This window comes from Enterococcus mundtii, assembly GCF_002813755.1.
Classification (GTDB): Bacteria; Bacillota; Bacilli; order Lactobacillales; family Enterococcaceae; genus Enterococcus_B; species Enterococcus_B mundtii.
This window is the reverse complement of sequence record NZ_CP018061.1, coordinates 336,312-357,908: the sequence shown is the minus strand read 5'-3', so window position 1 is coordinate 357,908 and position 21,597 is coordinate 336,312. Positions and strand designations below refer to the sequence as shown.

Sequence of the window (21,597 nt, the reverse complement as noted above, 5' to 3'; positions counted from 1 at the left end):
ACTAGTTTATTTTTCTATAAAATAACTACAGATATTTTCTATTCATCTAGATTATAAGTGCTGATAAGCTTTGTATTATATTGCCAGTATCTAAATGTCTCATCCACACACTATTCCAAATATAATAGCAATATGATATTGGTCATATTTTTTAAACACTAGAAAGAAATTAACATCTAACTACAGTTTCAAAAAACCTTATCCTGGTAAATTAAAAAAATACTATTCCACAATTACTGTTGTACTAAACTTAGGTCCATCAAGTCCTACTTTGAATTGTACATTATAAGTACCAATTTCATTTGGATTCACATTATCTTCTATTACTTTAACTGCTTCTGTCACAGCTACTCCATCTGGATTAGCTGCTGTGATATTACATATTTCTTTAGCCAGTGAACTATTCCATTGTGTTCCTTGATTGATCCTAACTTCCTTCAATCCTTCAATGGTACTATTTTTTGCAGTAATATTCAGTACACCTAAATCCGCTAATCCCAATTCTGGAACTTCAAATTTTATCGTTGCTTCCGTTGAAATAATTGTATCAATATTTGCATTAATAGTGACCTGTACTTGATCTGTAATATCATTCCCAAAATCATCTATTGCTTTGACTTGGAACGTATCGATGGCTATGTTACTGTCCCATGCAGAACCAATATCAATGGTTGCTGTTCCTTTACCTAGCGTAAGTGCCCGCAATCGAGGGATAGTCACTGTCACTGCGAGTTGATCGGTTAAGTCTGGAGTTGCAAAGACTACTTCATAATCACCAAAGTTAGATATGTCTACTTCATTTTTTAGAACAACAACTTGATCAGTTAAATCTTCTCCTGATTGATCAATCCATTGAACATGACACATCTCTTTAGCAATCTCATCTGACCATTCACTATTTAAACTTAGTGTAATATTAGATGCAGTAAGTTTACCAGCTACTTGTCGTACGACATTATTCGTATTTAGTCTTCCGCCCGTGAGACACAGATCAGACAGTTCGTAAAACGGATCAACGCTATTTAATATAATTTTTTTTAATTCTTCGATAGATAAGTCAGGATTTAGTGATAGAGCTAATGCAGCACTACCAGTGACATGTGGTGTCGCCATAGAGGTACCTGTTTTATATGAGTACTTAAGATAACCTGGAACTGTACTATAAACTTGCGTCCCTGGGGCAAATAAATCGACACCTGTTTTACTATAATTTGAATTAAAGTAACGTTTATAACCAATAGAATTTCCTACAGAAATAATATTAGGGATATCCAAAGAAGCTGGGTAAAAAGGTTGATCAGTTGTATCTATTCCGTTATTTCCTGCTGCTGCTACGAATAACCCAGGATAATTTTTTATTGCTTCTTCTTCTGCGCTACTGTAACCTAAACTGCCCATACTATAATTGATAATTGGAAAATTTTTTTCAGTCGCATAATTAATAGCTTCAATCATAACTGCGACAGCAGCAACTCCACTACTACCAAATACACGTATAGGCACCATTGTAACATCCCAATTTACACCGGCTACACCTACTTCATTATTCGTCTGTGCGCCAATGATTCCTGCAATATGTGTCCCATGTCCCATAGTATCCATTGGATCTGAATCTTCATCAAAAAAATCGTATCCCAAGCTGGCATCTACATTCTCGGAAAGATCCTCATGTTGATAATCGATTCCTGAATCAATTACCGCTACCTTAACATCTTTAGAACCTTTGGTTTCCTCCCAAGCCGTTGGCATACTAATATCTCTTAAATTACCTTGTTTACTCCAATTAAGATCGTTAGGAATAATTGATTGATTCTCTAATTGATTATTTACTTTTGGTTCTTCAACCTCGTTCAAAGGCTCTAGTTCAACAACATAGTTTGGCTCTGCATAGTTGACCATATCAGAAGCATTAAATGTTCTTACTGCCTCTTCTACACTAATTTCTTCGCTCAATTTCACTAATAATACTTGATCTCGTTTGTTATAATCGCTTTCATTTGTTCTAAGAGTCAAATCTTTTTCCACCATAATATTTACACCTAGTAACTTCTGTGGTTTATTCTTCTCTGTTGAGATTCTCTGTGTGGCCTTTAAACTGACAATTACCTCATTTGGTACATACTCTCTTTGAGATTCACCTAATTGACTCATGATCATTTCTTTTTGTTGAGTATCAGCATTTACTTGTTTAGTATGAACAATGAATCCAAACATACTCACACCAACAACCAATCCTAAATATATTTTTTTCTTAAACTTTTTCATTTTCATCTCCTCCTAATAGTTTTTATTTTAGAGTCAGCTCTATTTACTTATTCACTAACTCAAAAACAGATTATCATGTAATTGTTAATAAATTCACAATCATTCATAAAAAAACACCCTAAAATCATAATCGTTTATGTGCTCATTTTTCGGATTTTCAAATAATATAATTAGAAAAGTAAATAGTTTACTATTTTCGATAGATAAGTATATACCGCTCTTTTTCGAGCAATAAAATAACTAACTATTCATTATTTATACCTAAAGATAATAAATAATTTCTCGGTTAAATCAACAGTTGATTCAAACGATCTTTAAAATTTTTTACATGAGCATAGTTCAAATCAGTTTTTACTTTTTTGTAATTATCAAAATCTCTTGCTAATTATTTGCCATTAAAGGATACCTATTAAAACTCGCAAATTGCTTCTCCTCTATTAACCCTAAAAATCGTTCTCTTGATCCCATAGAACAAACTCTATTACGTTTATGTATTAAAACGAAAAAGAACCTTTAACAACTATCAAATAGCTGTTAAAGGCTCTATGCGACTTGTGGTCATTCAAATTTAAGTACCATCTCTACTGTATCTCTGTTTAATCAACTTCATAAATTTTCTCGAAGTTATTACTTTCATCTTTAATCAATTTTTCAAATTCTTTATCACTGATTACATGTGATTTGCTATCTTTGTAAAGATAATGACGAGTAATTTTATTTTCTTTTTCCTTCAATTGTGGATCAGAATATAATTGTTCTTCTGTAACAAAGATATACTCATTAAAATCTTCTCCTGAATAATAAACTTTCTTTACATTTTCTTCTGTTAAATCTCCTTCAAAGCTGGAGCCATGTTCTTCTTCTCGACTTTCTTTATTTATTTCATTATAAAAAGCAAGCACTTCTTTTTCTGCTTTTTGGGCATTCTCATCAAGCTTATTAGTTTGGCTACAAGCCCCAAAAATCCCTAGAGAGATCAATAACAAAGAAAATCCTACTAAACGTTTCATAAAAAAAACTCCTTTTAGTTTTATTAAAACAAATGATATTTAATTTTGTGCCAATATTGGTAATTATAAAAGTTTATTTTGTCATCGCTAAAATGAACCTTCATCAAAAATTCATGCGAAGCACCACGACTTTCTTCCTTTCCAACCACAATAAAACTATCTGGATCAGTTAAGTCTTGATAGCTACGTTCAATCGTTCCCGTACTATCAAAATCTGCATGAACTTCTATATCCAGTGCATTTTCTTTTTGACAATCTTCTGTTACAAAGTTCATAACCGATTGATTTCGATTATCAATGGAATGAAAATTGACATAAGCATCCACAAAAGATTCAAGAATATCTTTTTCTTTTATTTTATCGGCTTTTTCTTCATTGCTATCAGTTTGTGGCTCTGATATAACAACCGATTGTTCACTGTTTTCGTTTTTTAAGTTCGCGATAGTAGCTTCTTTATCGTAATACTTTTCTTGTAATTCATGATACTTCACTCCAACAAATAGGAGACCAATCAATAATAAAATGATACAAGTAATTCGTTTCATCATTTCCCTCTTTTCTTCAAAATTGATTTCACAAATAACATTCGGTTTTTGCGTTTATTTTTCTGACTGCAGTCAAATAAAATGAAAAAAATCCAACGTAAAAAGCGAACAATCAATATTTACCAGTAGTGATAATCTTTAATGGATCAAGCCACGTTCCATCATCTGTGAACGCACTTGATTCCGCTTGTAACCAATCTTTTTTCGTGATTCCTAAGTGCAAGTGTTCTGTATCACGTATGCCAATTACGTCTCCCAATTTGACCTTATCACCTACTTTAACCTTTGCATTGCTGGTACTTGTGGCGAACTCTTGATAAACCATATTTAATCCACTACCATTAATGACGATCACACAAGCACCTAACCCCGAAATACCAGGATTTCCAACATAAGTGACCGTTCCACCATGAATGGCGTGAATTTCATTTCCATGGTGATCTACCGATCCAAACTCCAATCCGTTGTGAAAACCATTTTCTCGAAATTCCCCACCAGGATTTTTACCAAATAATTGACCACCTGCAAAAGACCTTGTCCGACTTCTGGGAACGGCCATACCCAGCCACCACCAACTGAGCCACTTATGTTACTACCAAAATCTTTCCATTTTTGGATCGCAAAATCATCATATTGTGTCAGATTATTCGACTGAATGATTGACATACAACCTGTAAAATAAGGACTACTTTCTGTAATACCAGCCGTAGCATAACTGCCTCTTCCTAGTATCAATAAACATTCACTAGGACTTTTATTCCCCACACACGCATTAAAATTCGATTGTGAAGCCACCATATAGCCATAATAACTAAAGGTAGATTTTTTATTCGGAAACTTCATATGATTTCCACCTTCTGAACCGCCGACACCACGAGCTGTCCCTTAAAGAAAGACTAGGACATGCCTCGATAACTACAACTATAGATACGTATGGTCACTTGTATCCTAACTCACAAAAATCAATGAGTGATAAATTTGATGATTATGATATTTTTGAATTATAAAATAACCAAATACTCTAACTAACTTATTGTAAGTAGGCATTTTTAGTCATTCCCTTTTCAACAAAAACAAAAAGCAGTCATATCGAAGGCGTAAAAGCCATGATATGACTGCTTTTATCGTATACCAGTTATAAGGATCGAACCTACGATCTACGCGTTACGAGACGACAGCCACAAAAATTGAACGCGCAATTTTCGTGGCTGTCGTCTTGGTTTCGGTTGGATCCTTTTAATATGGCCGCTTTGTTTGCAGTATATTTTTTAAACGATCAATAGATTGATCCCCAGTGCATTGATTTCATTTTGCTGTTCTTGCGTAATATGGGCATCCGTGACTAAATAATCACAGTCTTCAGGTTTCGCAAATTGCTTGAAACTGCGTTGATTGATCTTACTCGAGTCACTTAATACGATTTTTATGCGCCCGATATTGATCAAACTTTTCTTCATTTCTGCTGTTTCGTAATTAGGGGTTGAGTATCCATAATCTTTATCAAAAGAAGTGGTCCCCAAAATAACTTTATCTACGGAAAATCCAGCCAACCCAAGTGCTACGGAACTTCCTGACACATAAGGATAGCCATTTCGAATCGTCCCACCGATCACTTGTACTTGATAATTTGTTTTTTCACTTAATAACAAGGCAATCTCAAGATCATAAGTCAAGATCGTTAACTGTTTCAATGGACTAGTGATCAATTTTTCGACGAATGCACGGCAAGATGTTCCTGTATCAATCGCCAAGATGTCATTTTCTTCAATCAATTGAACCGCCTGTTCAGCAATTTTGTATTTTTCACTTGTCAACTCACGACTTTTCGGAATAATTTCAACACTTCGCTGAAATTCTCGTTTAATGACCCCACCGTGCGTACGTGTCACTAGACCTTCATTTTCAAGTTCTCGCAAGTCATTACGAATCGTTGACCCAGTCACATTGAAAAATTCTACAAGTTCTGAGACTTGCATTCGCTTTTTCTCATTGACCATATTTACGATTGATTGCTTTCTTTCTTCTGCATACAATTGATCGTCCATCTTTTATCACCTTTTTTTGTTTTGTTTCATTATAAAAGAAAATGAAAATGTAAGCAATAAAACGCCATTTACTCCTTGAAGATAATCACATTTTTTAGACCAACAGCATTCTTTGCATTTTCCAATGCTGAATCGAAGTCATCAATGGAATAGCGACTCGTAATCAACTCTTTTAGCGGGATACGACCATTCGCAACTAGCTGTGCAGAGGTTCGATAACTTATGAGACTAGCACGTGTACAACCAAAAACCCGTAACTGTTTATAGTGAAGGATATTCGTATTCAATTTCACTTCTTCTTTTTCCTTAGGTAATCCACCAAAAAACAGACACCGACCATTCATTGCCATATAGCTAAAACTTGCTTCTTGCGCTTGTGGAGCTGGTGCAGCAATAATACATAGATCGACTCCTTGATTGTTTGTTTCAGCAAATATTTTTTCTTTTAAGTTCTCAGACGTTAATGTCACAAGATCTGGGATGATCTTCTTCGCATCTGCTAAACGATCCTCTGATAGATCGTTCATCATGACTTTACCCGCACCTCTTGCTCGGACTAACTGCGCGTGCATGATCCCAATTGGTCCAGAGCCGATGATCAACACATTATCCCCTGGATTGTTCCCAGCAATCTCTTGTCCGTTGAATACACAACTGAATGGCTCGATCAGCGCTGCTTCTTCATAAGATAATCCATCAGGAATCAACGAGATATTTCCTTGACGTACAGCTTTTTCTGGAATCACTAAATATTCTGCAAAACCACCTGGAAGATTGATCCCAAATGCTTCATAAGTTTCACATAAATGTGTGTACCCGCGGACACATTGATCACAGATCCCACAGCCCATATTTGGTGCAATCGCTACGCGCATTCCTTTTTTGTAAAATTCCACAGATGCGCCTACCTCAATGATATCCCCCGAAATTTCGTGTCCCAAAGTCAATGGAGTTGTCTCGCTTGCTGTTGGATAGCCATTTTTATACATCCGAACATCGGTCCCACAGATCGAAGCTGCTCTGACCTTTACTAACACTTCTTTCTCCGTTATCTCTGGTCTGGGTATTTCATTTATTTGGATATTTTCTTTCCCTAATAATTGGACCGCTTTCATCTATTCTTTCACCTCTACAATTCTATTTTCTAACAGTGACGTCACCCCTGCGTTTACCAGTCGTACTGCCATCAATCCATCATAGCCTGTACATTGAGGTAGCGTGTCATTCAAAATACAATCAACAAAGGCTTGATCTTCTGCTACATAAGCTTCTCTGAAAAGATACATCCAACTGTGCATCGTCGGTCGTGTCAGCTGTTGATTATTAGTTGCCACTACGATAGTGTGCTTTCCTTGATCTCCGACTAATATGCTTCCTTTTGTGCCAAGGATCTCCGTCCGTGCATCATAACCATATTGAACATATTGTGCGCCGTCAATCAATCCAAGTTTTCCATCTTTGAAGCGTAAATTCATTGCTACTGTGTCATAATAATCAGGAAATTCAGCTTTCACTTCTGGCGAACGATAGTTGCCGCCATTCGCATAGATACTGCTCACTTCACTACCAGTCAGCCAACGTAACGTGTCAAAATCGTGACTATTGACCTCCCCAATCGGTCCATTACTTTGGTGGATATCATACATCCATGGTTTTGGTTCACTTGGTCCATGAGTCAAAGATTTTACCAATACGACTTCTCCAATGACCCCGGAATCGACTACTTTTTTTGCCTCTAGAAAGCTCGCATCGAAACGACGCATGAAGCCAACTTGCAATTTCACCTGATTTTCCTCTGCTGCTTGTATGATCGCCAAACATTCCGCTTCGTTCATTGCTAACGGTTTTTCACAGAAAATGTGCTTTTTTGCAGCCGCAGCTGCCAAAGCAATCTCCTTGTGATAGCTAGTTGGTGTAACGATCACAACTGCGTCTATCTCGGGATTTTGCATTGCCTCCCGATAATCTTCATAAATATATGGGCAATCCACTTCTTTTTGAGCTGACGCTAAGCTTTCCTTTGAGGGATCACATAGGGCGATCAATTTTGCATTTTCCACTCGTCGTGCAAAATTTTTGCCATGGATCATCCCGGCTCTACCTGTGCCTATCAAACATACTCGAATCATTTCTTTCATCCTGATCATTACCTCTTAGTCGCTTGTTGTTTCTGCGAGAATACTTTTACAGCTGTTATCAAAAATCCACTGACCATCGTGCCAATTGCTAACGCTAATACATATAATAGAACATTCTCCACTGCTCCCGGAATCAAGAAGACGAAGAAACCGCCATGAGGAACCGCGATCCCACACTGAAAAATCATGGACAACGCTCCAGCAACCGCAGATCCGACTGTCACTGATGCCAGTACACGTAGCGGGTCTGCTGCCGCAAAAGGAATGGCTCCTTCAGAGATAAAAGATAACCCCAAGACCCACGCTGATTTCCCAGCTTCACGTTCTTCCTTACTATATAAGTTTTTCCCTAAAATAGTTGAAGAGAGAGCCATCGCTAGTGGTGGTACCATGCCAGAAACCATGACTGCTGCCATGACTATGCTTGTTTCTCCAACACCTAAGTGCAACGCCAAAGAAATATGCAGCTTTTCCGATCGGACCTGCCAGATCAATTGCCATCATGCCGCCCAAGAGCAATCCAAGCAGCACTGAATTCATACCTGATAAACTATTCAACCAATTGGTAATTCCTTCATTAAGGGCTGTGATTGGGATACCTACGACAAACTTCATGATAAGCCCGACAAAAAGGACCGAGATAACTGGTAGGATCAACACTGGTAGTAATCCAGAAAGCGCAGGTGGTAATTTAAGAATTTTCTTCAACCAATAAACTGTATACCCTGCTAAAAATCCTCCCAATAATGCACCCAAAAATCCCGCATTCATTGTCGAAGCGATCATTCCTGCCGCCATTCCCGGAACAAGCCCTGGACGATCAGCGATCGAGAAAGCGATATACCCGCCCAAAACAGGCCACATCAAGCCCATGGTTATCCCGCCTAGCTCATTGATCGATGAAGCTAACTCACCTTCAGCATTGATACCGCCAAATGCAAAAGCTAATGCGATACATATCCCGCCGGCGACGACAAACGGGATCATATAAGAAACGCCGGTCATTAGGTGACTATAAACCCCGCTTTTTTCTGCCTTGGCTTCCGATTTTACCTCTGTCCCATTTGAATAGATAGCGGCGTTCAACGCACGATCAAGTAAATCATCTGGGTGATTGATTGCTTCTGTCACATCTACTTCCAATAAACGCTTGCCATTGAAACGATCTTTATTTACTGAAGTACTTGCTGCAATCACAACAGCATCTGCTTCAGCGATCTCTTGCTCGGTCAAAACATTTTCTGCTCCAATCGATCCTTGTGTTTCTACCTTCATTTCAATCTGTCGTTTTTTGGCAGCTATTTCTAAGTTCTCAGCTGCCATATACGTATGTGCAATGCCAGTCGAACAAGAAGTAATTCCCACGATTTTCATTTTCCCAGCCCCTTTCTATTCAAAAATCTGATAAATTTCTTCTACATCAGTGACAGCCATCAACTTTTGGCGCACGTCCTCATGCATTAGTTTACGAGATAATTTACTTAAAATTCTTAGATGCTCATTATTGGACATTTCGGGTACAGCAATCAAGAACATCAGATGAACAGGTTTTCCATCCATTGAATCGTACGTGATCCCTGCTTGGCTTCGCCCAAATCCCAACGCAGATTCAGTCACGGCAGCACTCTTTCCATGAGGAATCGCTATACCAAAGCCAATCCCTGTCGTACTTTCTTCTTCTCTTTTCATGACCGCATCAAAGTAAACGCTATCATTTCTTACTACACCTTTTTTGACAAAAGTGGTTGAAAGCTCATTGATTGCCGCTTCCTTTTCTGTTGCTTTCAACTCAAAATTTACAAAAGCCGATTTTAATAGATCTCGAATTTCCGTCATCAATCTGCTCCTTCTAACTGTTTATATTCTTCGATGATCTTGATACCAGCGCTTGTTCCTAAACGTTCAGCCCCTGCTTCTACCATCTGCAGTGCTGTATCTAAGTTACGTATCCCTCCTGCAGCTTTCACTTTCACTGTTTCACCGACCACTTTTTTCATTAACCGTATATCTTCTACTGTTGCACCTCCTGTACCAAACCCTGTTGATGTTTTGACAAAATCAGGCTTTACTTCCTTAGCAATTTCACAAACGGCTATTTTTTCCTGATCTGTTAAATAGCAATTTTCTAAAATGACTTTACTAATGATGCTACCTTCACGAGCAGTATTGACAATCGCTTTCATTTCTTCACGAATATAGTCGCTATCTCCTTCTTTTAACTTACCGATATTGATGACATAATCGATTTCGTCTGCACCATTTTTGATTGCGTCCTCTACTTCAAAAACTTTTGTCTCAATTGTTGTTTGCCCTAATGGAAAACCAATCGCAGCGCCCACATGCACATCGCTATCTCGTAAATAATTACGACACATCGCTACAGGATAAGAATTGATCGCAACCATTTTAAATCCGTAGTTATCCGCTTCTTTACAAAGCTGTTCAAATTCTTCTTTTTGAGCACCAGCCTTCAATAATGTGTGATCTACCATGTTCGCTAATGTTTTTAACTCGATCATTTGCTTGCTCAATTCTTTATTTATTTTCACTTACGCTTATATGCTATCATTTAATTTTAAATCGTCAATATATAAAAGCAAATAAAAATATCAGATTAATCAATTTTGTTTTTTTAATCTTTCAATTTAAAACAAAAAAATCCCTAGACGATAGACCCCTGAAAAAACTGTCAGTGGATTCTATCATCTAGGGAATGTTGTTATATGATCAATGAAAATGATGGTTATAGCTATCTATGGTTACAAAATGATTGGAATAATGAAGGATCTCTAGTCACAGAGGTCGAGGCAAGCTAAGGGAACAGAAGTAACCTCTACTTATTTCTCGAGATTAACCATTTCTGTCCCGCTCTTTGTTCTTTTACTTGCGATTGGCACACCTTTGTTAACCGTTTGTTTAGTTTTCTCTGTCATGACGTACATCTTTTTGTACCAAAATAATTCATTTAGCTTTTTATCAATGAATCTCAAGCTCCCTCAAGACTCACTGAGATAAATCAACTGCCAAGGTACTGAGTGGTTCATGTCAAGACCTGTTAATTCTCTGTAAAAACATTTTTTATCTTTGGCGATCATCGAAATGATTTCTGATTCTGTCATCCCTAATTCTTCACATAAACTTTTGTTGGTACTTTTGATCAATTCTAATAGGATCTGTAGCTGTGCATCAATATCTAATAATGTTGCTAATTTCAGAAAAAGAGTGGCATCTGTTTGCTGATAAGTCATTAGGAATTTTGTTCGTAAATCAAGATAAAATTCAAACATTTCTGGATGTTTACTGATAAAAGAATGATTGATTACTCTCTGATCATAATAGGCCAAGTATTCTTCAGGCGTTTCAATTCTTTTCGTTTCCATTCGCTCCCTCCTTAAAACATTAAAACCTACATTAATGTTTCTTTTAAGATTTATTTGTCAGATTGACCAAATTTAATTACGCTTACATTTTGATACTTCACTCAAGAAAATAATTACAAAAAAATATATCTTTCTTCACAGATTATTTTTATATTTACTCATTAATGAAAGTAACAGATCCTATATTTTATGTGTTCCATAATAACATTTAATGCAGAGAACATCTTACTAGATCCAAATCAGTTTTCCCCATTACTTGAAAATTTTTTATGTGAGACTACCTTAAGAACAAGCCTCTTTCGTCTCAATAATTAACAAACAAATTGAACTAATAACACTCCTAATTTCTAACTTCTTCATGCAATTTTACAGTATTCAAATAATACTTCAATTGAATAATTTCATAGTTTTCTGAAATTTATAGATTGTTGTCATTAAGTTATTTTAATATAGTTATTAGGTAATATTAATTATCAATCTGAAAGCGATACGTTTTTTAACCTTACGCTAGTGCAAAAGTGGATTGCTAAAAAAAATAGAAAGGACGAATATCCGGTAATTAATGGTATTAGTAGCTCGTTTATCTACTGAACACTTTGAACCACTATCAAAAACTGATCATAGAAGTAAAACCAACTCATTTGATACTGATTAAAATAACCATGTAAAATCGAACGCTCCAATAAGCAAATAAAAAACGTTAACCTTTCACTCAAAAGATAACATAAGTTACTTTTAATTTATATGAATGTCCACTACTCAATTTGAACATTACTCTCATATTCAACATGTAAGAAACTTAGATCTAATGAGTTCCTAACTAAATGAATACTATGATAAAAGCAATTCTCCTTTACTCTTTTATTAAAAACATACATCTGAAAATATTCTAACTTTTTTTGAATTTCTATCTCACTTGTTAACAAATAAGAAATTGGAAAATTCCAAAAATATATCTTTAACTTTCGCAATGGATACAAGCCTATGTTCTATTTTCTATTCCCTAGAAAGATTTAGATAGGAGGTAAAAGTTCTATTGAAAAATTTTCAATTAAATTTTATAACAGATAAAGTAAAATTACGTTGGTTCCAAATCTTGAAAGAGTTAGAGTCTACTGGAATCTGTACGACAGCCCAACTGATTGGCATGACAAACAGTACAGCCAGGACATTAGTCAACGACATCAATTATTTGAGAGAATATTTCGAGAACGTCGCGGATATCCAATCCTCGAAACAAGGTTATTCTTTAAACATCCATTCTTCAGAAACCTACCTAGAAAAAAAAAGAGCGATTCTCGAAGATGAACCACTCTTTATTATTCTTGAACAAATTTTTTTCAACGAACTTCAGTCTATTTATGATTGGGCAGATTATTTTCATATCTCTGAGAGCACGATGATCACGTACGTTAAAAAAATTGCAGATCAAGTAAAAGAATTCAATATCACCCTTGAGCTAAATCCCGTCAATTTGATCGGATCAGAAGCCGATATTCGAAATTTTTATTTTGCTTTCTATTATGAATCAGATATTACACCCCACACGGTTTTCCCATCAATTGCGACGCAAGAAGTAGTGATTAAAATTGTTAACCTATTGGAGCGTCCTAATCAAAAAGTTTCTTCATTTGGTTATTTTAGTTATTTATTATACCTCTCTATTGAACGGATATTATGTGGTTGTATGGTGGAACTCGACCCTGAATTAAAAGATATTGTCCTTAATGATCCAGAGTTTCACCGACTTTCACCTGCCTATTCGATTGTGAAAGATTATTTTAATATTTACCTAACACAAGAAGAAGCCATTTTTATTTTTAGTTCTGTTTTATGCCGTAGAGGTATCGAAAATCCGAAACAGGAAAAATATTTTTGTGAAAGGTATAATCGATGGCCTAGAATAATAGCGCTTACAAGCGACTATTATCAAATGATCAAGAGAAATACGCACACACAAGCACACGAGTTAATCTTATTAGAATCTTTTTTCACGTCCATCAAGCTACGTAGTCTATTGTCTAAAAGTGGAAATAAAAATATCCAAGATACCAATGAGTATGCCAAAACCTTGTTTAGCAATGAATATAAAAAAAATCGAGCTTTTTTAAAAAAAAATTCCTCCTTCCATCATTTGTTCTCTGATGATCATTTGGACGATATCTGTGCTAGTTTAACGATATTCACTGAGTCAATCAAAGAAAAATATTGGAAAAACCCTACGAATATCGCATTTATTTTTGAAGGAAATGAGTATATCAGTCAACATCTCGAAGCCTTAGTTCGAAAATATTTAGGGGGCTTTCAAAATATCTACTTTCTTCGTCCAAATGAGCTATGCGCCTCTTATATTGAAAATCATGAGATCGATCTCTTAGTCACGAATTACAATGAATACTTGACATTTTCTTCGTTAGGTCTAGAATGTCTTTTATTAAAAACAGTACCTGATGCCTCAGATTGGAAAAAATTACTAAATAAAATCGATCCTCAATTATTACAAAAATTTAGAACGCAACATTAGTAAAACTTACAGTTATTCATTTTTTCTACTGCATAATGTGGTGATCCAAACAAGTAAATACAATTCCACCGACTCGGAGTAGATGGTCTTCCGACGACTCTTTCAGTGCATTTATATTTATACTTATAATCATCACTTGCCACATCTTACATCTAAAAAAGGAATTCAATTGACCTTAATGTACCGATCAATTGAATTCCTTTTTATGTTTTTTTCATTTCCAGTCGATTTTAATCACCACTGACTGGTTCATTCTATTCGATTTTTAGGAGTGGCTTGAAACGAGTAATTGATGTGCGTCGTATAGTTTGTTGCTTTTGCATTTGCTGTATTCGGCACATTTAGAAAGATACTGCTCTCTTTATTCGAATCATCCCCAAAATTATAAAACCATGTTTGCTTCTCTATGAATAGATTGGCATCGATCAATTGGATACTATTATTATTAGGAATCAAGATCCCACTCGTGCGGATGATACCTAAATTATCTTCATTGCCGATTTCTCCAGTGCTTGAAATGGCTTGTCCATTTTTCCAACTAAGTTGTGCACCTTTCAATTCACCTGTTTTTTGATTAGAAAATTGTTCTTCTTGTTTGATGAACAAACTCCAGCCACTTATTTCTGATACCGGTCGCTCATCTGTCACCTGAACAAAATTCGGTCTGGAAGTTCCCTGCTCCGTACCGCCTATCTGACTCGGTAATGCATGGTACGTTTGTGTTTTAGTCGTAAGCGGTTGGGTCCCAAAGTCCCAATTACTTGCTTGATCGATCGTTAGCTCTCCATCGACCATACCACCGACAATCAATGTGGTAGCAGGAACAAACGTTGCATCCCGAAATGCTAATGGCGTTTTCGGATTGATGTTTCCTACGTGATTATTCGTCTCTGGTGGATTCATGACACCAGCTTCACTAGCAGAACCTTGGCGATCTCTTAAGAAGACTTGGATGACATCATCTACTGCTAAGTTTAATTTCTCAACAGCAATCCTGATATCCCCTTTATCATCTATGGTAATGAGGGTAGGATCGATTGTTTCTCCATTATGAGTCGCCGTAACCTCTACCTCAGGATCGTCGGAATGACCTGAAATAACCCGCGCATTTGCCGGAACTAAATGATTGGAAAAAGTCGCAGGTGAAGGTGGTATGATAGGAAATACGGTGACATCTTCCACTTCATACACATTTTCAAAATCGCCTTCCATTTCACCTGCTAAAACCTCAACATCTGTGATACGTACAAGATCGCCTGGTTGTAAATATTCGTCAAGTTCGATTTCAAAAACGCCGCCTTGTGGCTCTTCATCATAGATACTAATACCTGGTTTTTCCGCTGCGTGACCATGTGTCAAGGTTTCGTATGTCTGGATCACTGCCCCATCTCTTTCGATTTCCACAGTTACCTTCACTTCATCTTGCCACGCGGGGCGGCTGTCATGGAGACCAACTGGCATACGGATCAACCCGTGGATTTTTTTATCCGCATTCGTCGGTACTCTCAATTCATTCACGATTGCCCAACGTGCATTGTTTGAGCTGAGTCGAGAATAAGAAGTTAAACCCGATGAACCAAATGCATCAAAATCGAAACGTTCTGCTGGTTCCATTGAAGTGAGCGTAGAAAAGTTAGTGCCAGAGAAAGTATAATCCATATTGTTCGAGTGAAGATAGGGATCGGCATCTAAGTCTGTACCATCTTTCCAAACAGCAAAATCACTTGCAGTAGCAGTTAAAGTGGAGCTCGCAATATTACTAAAAATATTCCCGCCACCTACACGATTATTCCGATAGTCCATAAATAGCGGATTATCGAAATTCACAGTAGTTGAACGACCACGAAAAATACCTGCATTTGCGCTTGCCGTACGACCGGAAGCTTCAAAATAACCTAAATTACTCACTCTGATCTCACCATTTCCACCGACGGTATTTCCACCGGCCACTGTCGCATCACTCATATCCAATGCGGGACCATCATTCGCATAGATTCTTACTTCTGAACCCGGATCATTGACAGAAAACCCATTATTTGATCCCGCAGTATAATGGATTCCTTGGTTTCCACCACCTGTATTCCCATCGTGAGCAATACCAGTCCCCTCATTGACTACTAACAATCGCCCCGCATTACTAACAGTCACTTGGTTGTTACTGCCCCACATCCGGATTGCTGGCGCCATTTGCGCTGCACCCCCTGCGTTACCTTTTCGCTTAGTCACGGTCATATCTCCACCATTGATATTGAATTGATAGCCACCGTGCGTCGTTCCTGTATTATTTGGACCGGAACGTAAAAATCTTAAAGTAGCATTCGCATTATTTGCTTCAAGTTGTCCAGAAGGACCTGAATCTAACTTTAATGTCGCCTTGCTATTTACATTGAACTGTCCATTGATTCCTTGTAAGACTAATGCAGAGGATGAGTTCGCCCAAAGTGTGATATTTGCTGAATCGGATGCTCCTACAATTGGCTCACGCCCAATTTTTTCTGTTTCTTCTTCGCCTAACTTCACAGTGGATACACCATTTACAGTGGTTGCGATATAGTTACTTTTCGCATTGATACTTGTCTCTTTATTCTCTGCTAGGAGTTTGACATAATCACCATTCAATTGTATCGCTGTCGCTGCTTGCGTTTCCGCAGTTAACTTTCCGCCTTGATTAAGTGATAAAACAGCATTCGCACCGTCTAAGCGAATCCCTCTCTTCGTACCCGAGCGGACCAATACATCCACGCTAGCTCCTCGAGTAATTTCCATGGTAGGAGCATTTCCCTTTAAATAGATACTATTATTCGTTATGACAGTGTCAGCTGAATTAGTACTTGGAACTGCGACGGATAGTTGTGATTGGTTGTCAACAACCATTTTTGCTTGATTTCCTTGAAGAGAGACATTAGCAATTGCTCCGCCTTCATTTTCTACACTCATATTACTTTGGTTATCTAGGGTAAATAAACTAGTTTCACCTGTCAGAAGAACAGCTCCACCGGTACTTGTTGATTTCGTTGTCAAGTCACTTCTATCTAAATGGACAGATGGCTCAGCCCCAGATAGTTCCACCGCTCTTCCTGTCACTGTCTGTATGTCAGCTTTAGAATCTGCAAATGTAATACCCGTTTTCTTTCCTTGTAAATATATGCCATTTCCTGTTCCACTGTTGACTGTCAGATTCAGTTGAGCATTTTCTGAAAGAGTTGCTTTTGCCTCTTCCCCATAAAGTCCAATCAAACTATTCACACCTGCGGTAGATACTAACGCACCTTGAACGTCTAGCGTTGCACCATTTTGGATACGTAACGTAGAATTTTTACCTAATGTGGTGGTGCCGAGTTGATTGATATCCTCGGTTCGGTTCCCTGTATTTGTAATAGCAACAGCACTATTATCAACAGTTAACATCGCTTCTTGATTCAACAATCGAATACCTGCCCCAGTTGTCGCAGTCATCTTCAAATCACTGTCATTGATCGTCATTGTCGGCGTTGTACCAGTCATTGTCAGCCGATTGCCTGTACTAGAGTTGATCGTTACATTACTTGAGTCATTTACTTCAAAAGTTGCATCGTTTCCAGACATGACTAGACTATTTCCTGTAGTCGATTGGATTACCGCCGTTGATTTAGCTATGTTGAATGCGCCATTTGCACCTGTAAGGTTGATGGAATGCGCTGTATTCGATTGACTTTGCCATTGACTACCTGATGCCACATCGATTGTTGGGTTTTCCCCTGTCATGATAATTGCCTGTCCACCTGTAGTTGTCGCATTTAACCTTCCATTTTCCAGCTCAATGCTCGACTGATTCCCTGTCATCGAGAGCGCATTCCTACTTGTAGCGTCTGACGAAGTAGATGCTGCACCATCCGCTTGGATTTGTAAGTTACCGTTGTTTTTAACAGAAACTGTCGCATTGCTCCCCGTAAAATAGACGGAATTTTGCAAAGCAGTTGTTCCACTGTTCGTAATAAACAGTTCTGCTCCGTCTGCGACGATCAGTTTAGCATTCGCTCTCGTAAATGCCAACGCAGAATTTTGAGTATTCCCCAGCTTCACGACTGCCTGATTTTCTACGATAAATTCTTTTGTCGTAAACAGCGCGCCTGGTAGATTGATCCTATTATCTATGGTTAACTCACCGCCAGTTATTCGTACCACTGCGCTTGAGATATCAGCTACTCTAAAATAATTGATCGATGAGCTGTCTCTTGAAACATCTTCCATTTGAAGGGTCCAATTTTCACCAGACGATTGCCCGATAACAAAGGGATTGGTATCTGTTTTATTAAGAAAAGTATTTTCAATTCTTAAAGTTTTGCTCTCAGTAGTCGTCAATAAACGCACTTGTCCGGTGCCGATATTCAAAGTATTCATTTGCCCATTGATTTTTAGCGAACGATCAATGTCTAAGTTTTCTGGACTGATAACTGAACCTATATCGATCGAACGTTCTAAATTGATGATAGAAACCTCTGGATTGGCGAGTGCACTTAAAAATTCTGCACGAGTCGAAACCGGTACCGTTGCTCCTTGAAAGACATTTTCTTCGTCCTGTTTCTCTTCCGAGCGATTTCTTTCTTCCTTTGGTTCGTCGTTTTCTGACTTTTCTTCTCCTGAAGAATGGTTCGGATCAGCCTTCGTGATTTCTACTTTAACAGTTGCCGCTTCTCCTACAGTTACTGAATAGGTTCCTGCTTCTGCAAACATCACAGGTACGGTAAATTCCTTTTTCGGAGTTTCTGATGATAGGAGCCACTGGTCAAACGTTTCATCATAACTGCTACTCATCCCTGATGACAATTCATCTTCAATGATCTCAGCAGTTGACGGAAGTTTGATTGCCACGTTATCCACTTCTTCTGTACTTATAAACGAAAGGGCAGTTACCGTCTTTTCAGTTCCCTTTATTACCGCTTGCTCAAAAGAAAAAGCGGGTGCCAGTGACTGGGTATCCTTCACTTCAGCTGATTCTGTTGATTGACTATTACTGTTCGGCGTGTTTATAGGTTGACTCCCTTGATCGATTGTCTCCGCAACAGCGAGGAAAGGTATACCCAAAGTATATAGTGCAAAGATTGAAACACTTATTTTAGTCATCATTTTACATACTTTTTGACGCATTGGTCCTCCTCCTCTAGTCATCTGTTTTATTTTCTGAAAGTGTATCCATGTATTTTTCTTGCATTAGTTTTGCTTTTTTCTTATTTTTGTATGTCGTATAGGCGAGTACACTAATAATGATCACGATTAGAACGATTGCTGCAATCAACCACCAGTTGGTATCTTTAACGGAAACATCTGATTGGTTCAAGCGTCTTGCTTCGTCTGCTGTCACATCAAAAGTTTCTTCCCAAGTCCATTCATGTTCGCCAGAGCGAGCCGTCATATTCAGCACATATGTCCCGCTTCTAAAACGTTCGCCATTGAGTGAGATTGGAAAATTAAAATTGGAGTTAGGTGCCATTTGCATCATCTCCTCTGATGCTCGATATAAAATCGTATCAGATCCTTCTCTACGTATCGAGGCTTCCACACTTAGTTCATTCACAAAAGTAGGTAAGAAATTCTGAATCGTCGCACTAAAGGCGTTTCTATAATTTATTTGATCCGCAAATACATCTAAAAGCGCCAATTCTGGAACAATCGTTTGTGTACGATCATTACTCGCTACGACACCAATTACATAAGAAAAAGAATTGATGATCTGCATTCCTTTATCCTCAGAATCCTCTTCCTCTTCTTCTTGTGCCACTTCGCTTAGTTGTAAGCCACCGGCTAATAATCCTTCTACCTCATCCTGAGGCATAGTGAGGGTTGTAACGATCCGTTTTTCCTCTCCTGCTTCTAAACGAATGGGTTCATCTTCGACATCCAGTAAGTCCTTCATTTCCACTTTTAATGTAGGATCGGGCTGGTCAGTTTCTCCGCCATATTCAACCACACCATTGATATTTGTGTAGGCAGTATGAGCTGTGATCGAGAGATCGATCGGGATATTTCTAACATTTTTCACCACTAACGTGAGTTCTTCTGTTTCTCCTGGTTGCAATTCCACATCAAAGTAGCCTTTATCATCCCCAAATTGACTTTCAGGCGTAATTGTGCGAACACTAAAATTTAGTTCACCATTGGCAAATACCTCTTGAGAAAAACCAACAAACCCGATCATTACATAAAGCATAACCAGAAAAGATGCTGTAAACTTGTTCAATAAAGGCATAGTTATCTCCTTTCTAAAAAACAACGATGCTGACTGCATCGTTGTTTTTTATCAACCTTTCAAATCTCTAGCTAGTTAATTGATATTTGCCGGTGTTGCAGACAATGTCCATAATAAATTAGTCGTATATTTGGAATTAGCATCTGTACGTGTTGTGCCAGGTACACTTAATTGTACAGAAGGATTAGCCAATCCTCCATCTACTTCACTGTCTTGCACTAAGTTGGTTTTATCTCCCCACATGGCAGTACTTAGTCCATAGCCTATGTTGCTTCCGGCAGTCATGATCACTCGGCTATTTTCCGGAATCAACGTGAAACCTGAATTTATCGTTGGTAATTCGTCACTTGTATTTTGAGCTGTCCCATTCGCAAACTTGACTTGAGCACCATTTAAGCTTCTTTCCCCATTCGTAAATTGTGCTTCTTGTTTCAATGCCAGGTTCCAACCTGTTAGGTCTTCACGTAAGTCACGTACTTGAGCAAATTGTGTACGTGCAGCTTGTTTTGTCGCTTCATTGACCCATGGGCTATTCATATCAGGATTAGGAAAATCAGTTGATTCTTCATCGATGTCAAACCACCAAGCGGCAGCTGGATAAGATTGATCTAATGCTGAATTTTGACGTAAACCAAAATCATAATCACCAACATATGCAATTGCAAAAGCACCATCTTGAGTAGGAGGTACGATGACTTCTTCTGGTCCCGGGTTTGGATCAATTGTTTCACCGTTGTCCTCATCCGCTTCACGATATTGGATCTGTCCATTCGTTTTTAGTGTTCCATCCTGATCTGTATTGTCTGCATGAACAACCATACTTCCTGTTGCTAGACTTGCTAATAACACTGACATTGATACTAGTTTTAATGCTTTCATTTATTCGTTCTCCCTATTTGTTTTATTTTTTTGTAAAACATCTACTTGATAGTGCGACTTGCTCGTTTATTTTCTTATCTCTTCGTTTTAACCAAGTTCGAATGACCCATAAAAGAATTAGTAGACCCAGCAACCCGTAACTTGGTATCACTTGATTTAATTTTGGTAATTGTCCATTTACCTGTACATATTCGTCTCTATCTGAGGGTTGCGCCTGCTCTTCAGAAGGTGGTTGTGGTTTAGGGTCCCCTTCATAATCGATTTCTCCGTAAAACCCTACATTCTTATTCGTTTCTACAGAGGAGCCTTCTGCCGCAAAGACTTGAACTGGTTGATGAAGCATCCCAAGAAACAATAAAATGGTCCATAACAAATACCAAGGCTTCTTTTTCACATTTATTTCATTCCTCCTATTCTAGGTAACTACATTTATTTTCTTCTAAATAACATTTTTATGACTCAAGTTTGTTTTTTAGAAGAGTACATTATATACTTTAAACAACACACGCATTCTTTCGCAATTAGCGTTTTTCACCATACTCTGAAATTATTACTATTTACTAATTATACTTAATAGATATAATT

The 21,597-nt window shown here is 37.7% G+C and carries 16 protein-coding genes and 2 pseudogenes; 2 read left to right on the top strand and 16 right to left on the bottom strand.

Going from position 1 to position 21,597, the window contains the following annotated elements:
• Positions 1-222: 222 nt before the first annotated feature.
• The 4 genes and pseudogenes from EM4838_RS01685 to EM4838_RS01670 all read right to left on the bottom strand — a co-directional run.
• Positions 223-2,265, bottom strand: coding sequence for a S8 family peptidase (locus EM4838_RS01685; RefSeq protein WP_081367460.1), 2,043 nt, complete (start codon positions 2,263-2,265; stop codon positions 223-225).
• Between the two features lie 596 nt (positions 2,266-2,861).
• Positions 2,862-3,275 carry a hypothetical protein gene (locus EM4838_RS01680; RefSeq protein WP_100917229.1) on the bottom strand — a complete coding sequence of 138 codons (414 nt, stop codon included), beginning with the start codon at positions 3,273-3,275 and terminating at the stop codon, positions 2,862-2,864.
• A 23-nt stretch (positions 3,276-3,298) separates the two neighbouring features.
• Entirely contained in the window at positions 3,299-3,820 is a 522-nt protein-coding gene (locus EM4838_RS01675; RefSeq protein WP_100917228.1) for an EF0163 family protein, read from the bottom strand.
• Between the two features lie 112 nt (positions 3,821-3,932).
• Positions 3,933-4,705, bottom strand: a pseudogene (locus tag EM4838_RS01670) (M23 family metallopeptidase); the annotation flags it as partial.
• Between EM4838_RS01670 and EM4838_RS16775 the strand changes: the two are divergent.
• A pseudogene (locus tag EM4838_RS16775) lies at positions 4,699-4,827 on the top strand (tyrosine-type recombinase/integrase); the annotation flags it as partial. The pseudogenes EM4838_RS01670 and EM4838_RS16775 overlap by 7 nt on opposite strands.
• A gap of 261 nt (positions 4,828-5,088) precedes the next feature.
• Here EM4838_RS16775 and EM4838_RS01660 read toward each other — a convergent pair.
• The 8 genes from EM4838_RS01660 to EM4838_RS01630 all read right to left on the bottom strand — a co-directional run bounded on the left by EM4838_RS01660 (position 5,089) and on the right by EM4838_RS01630 (position 11,383).
• Positions 5,089-5,865, bottom strand: coding sequence for a DeoR/GlpR family DNA-binding transcription regulator (locus tag EM4838_RS01660; RefSeq protein ID WP_071866721.1), 777 nt, complete (start codon positions 5,863-5,865; stop codon positions 5,089-5,091).
• 68 nt (positions 5,866-5,933) lie between these two features.
• On the bottom strand, positions 5,934-6,980 hold the full coding sequence (locus EM4838_RS01655) for an alcohol dehydrogenase catalytic domain-containing protein (RefSeq protein ID WP_071866720.1): 1,047 nt from the start codon (positions 6,978-6,980) through the stop codon (positions 5,934-5,936).
• A complete protein-coding gene (locus EM4838_RS01650; RefSeq protein ID WP_071866719.1) occupies positions 6,981-8,003 on the bottom strand; it encodes a Gfo/Idh/MocA family oxidoreductase in 1,023 nt (340 codons plus the stop codon).
• Positions 8,004-8,011: 8 nt separating this feature from the next.
• Entirely contained in the window at positions 8,012-8,419 is a 408-nt protein-coding gene (locus tag EM4838_RS16770) for a hypothetical protein (RefSeq protein ID WP_233433760.1), read from the bottom strand.
• Positions 8,337-9,377 carry a PTS fructose transporter subunit IIC gene (locus EM4838_RS01645; protein WP_233433759.1) on the bottom strand — a complete coding sequence of 347 codons (1,041 nt, stop codon included), beginning with the start codon at positions 9,375-9,377 and terminating at the stop codon, positions 8,337-8,339. Before EM4838_RS01645 ends, EM4838_RS16770 begins: the two co-directional genes overlap by 83 nt.
• A 15-nt stretch (positions 9,378-9,392) precedes the next feature.
• On the bottom strand, positions 9,393-9,839 hold the full coding sequence (locus tag EM4838_RS01640) for a PTS sugar transporter subunit IIA (protein ID WP_071866718.1): 447 nt from the start codon (positions 9,837-9,839) through the stop codon (positions 9,393-9,395).
• On the bottom strand, positions 9,839-10,522 hold the full coding sequence (deoC, locus tag EM4838_RS01635; RefSeq protein WP_071866717.1) for a deoxyribose-phosphate aldolase: 684 nt from the start codon (positions 10,520-10,522) through the stop codon (positions 9,839-9,841). The genes EM4838_RS01640 and deoC overlap by 1 nt, the downstream gene beginning before the upstream one ends.
• 477 nt (positions 10,523-10,999) lie before the next feature.
• A complete protein-coding gene (locus EM4838_RS01630; protein WP_071866716.1) occupies positions 11,000-11,383 on the bottom strand; it encodes a DUF7006 family protein in 384 nt (127 codons plus the stop codon).
• A gap of 1,036 nt (positions 11,384-12,419) precedes the next feature.
• Between EM4838_RS01630 and EM4838_RS01625 the strand changes: the two genes are divergently transcribed.
• Positions 12,420-13,907 carry a helix-turn-helix domain-containing protein gene (locus tag EM4838_RS01625; protein ID WP_071866715.1) on the top strand — a complete coding sequence of 496 codons (1,488 nt, stop codon included), beginning with the start codon at positions 12,420-12,422 and terminating at the stop codon, positions 13,905-13,907.
• Positions 13,908-14,156: 249 nt separating this feature from the next.
• On the opposite strand, the gene EM4838_RS01620 is transcribed toward EM4838_RS01625, so the two are convergent.
• From EM4838_RS01620 to EM4838_RS01605, 4 genes are all read right to left on the bottom strand, one after another.
• Entirely contained in the window at positions 14,157-19,034 is a 4,878-nt protein-coding gene (locus EM4838_RS01620; protein WP_071866714.1) for a WxL domain-containing protein, read from the bottom strand.
• A 13-nt stretch (positions 19,035-19,047) separates the two neighbouring features.
• Positions 19,048-20,133: a WxLIP family cell surface protein gene (locus EM4838_RS01615; RefSeq protein ID WP_010736238.1), complete on the bottom strand. Its 1,086-nt coding sequence runs from the start codon at positions 20,131-20,133 to the stop codon at positions 19,048-19,050.
• A gap of 75 nt (positions 20,134-20,208) precedes the next feature.
• Complete coding sequence (locus EM4838_RS01610) at positions 20,209-21,012, bottom strand: WxL domain-containing protein (protein WP_071866713.1); 804 nt, start codon at positions 21,010-21,012, stop codon at positions 20,209-20,211.
• 22 nt (positions 21,013-21,034) lie between these two features.
• Complete coding sequence (locus tag EM4838_RS01605) at positions 21,035-21,406, bottom strand: hypothetical protein (RefSeq protein ID WP_023519160.1); 372 nt, start codon at positions 21,404-21,406, stop codon at positions 21,035-21,037.
• Positions 21,407-21,597: the final 191 nt, after the last annotated feature.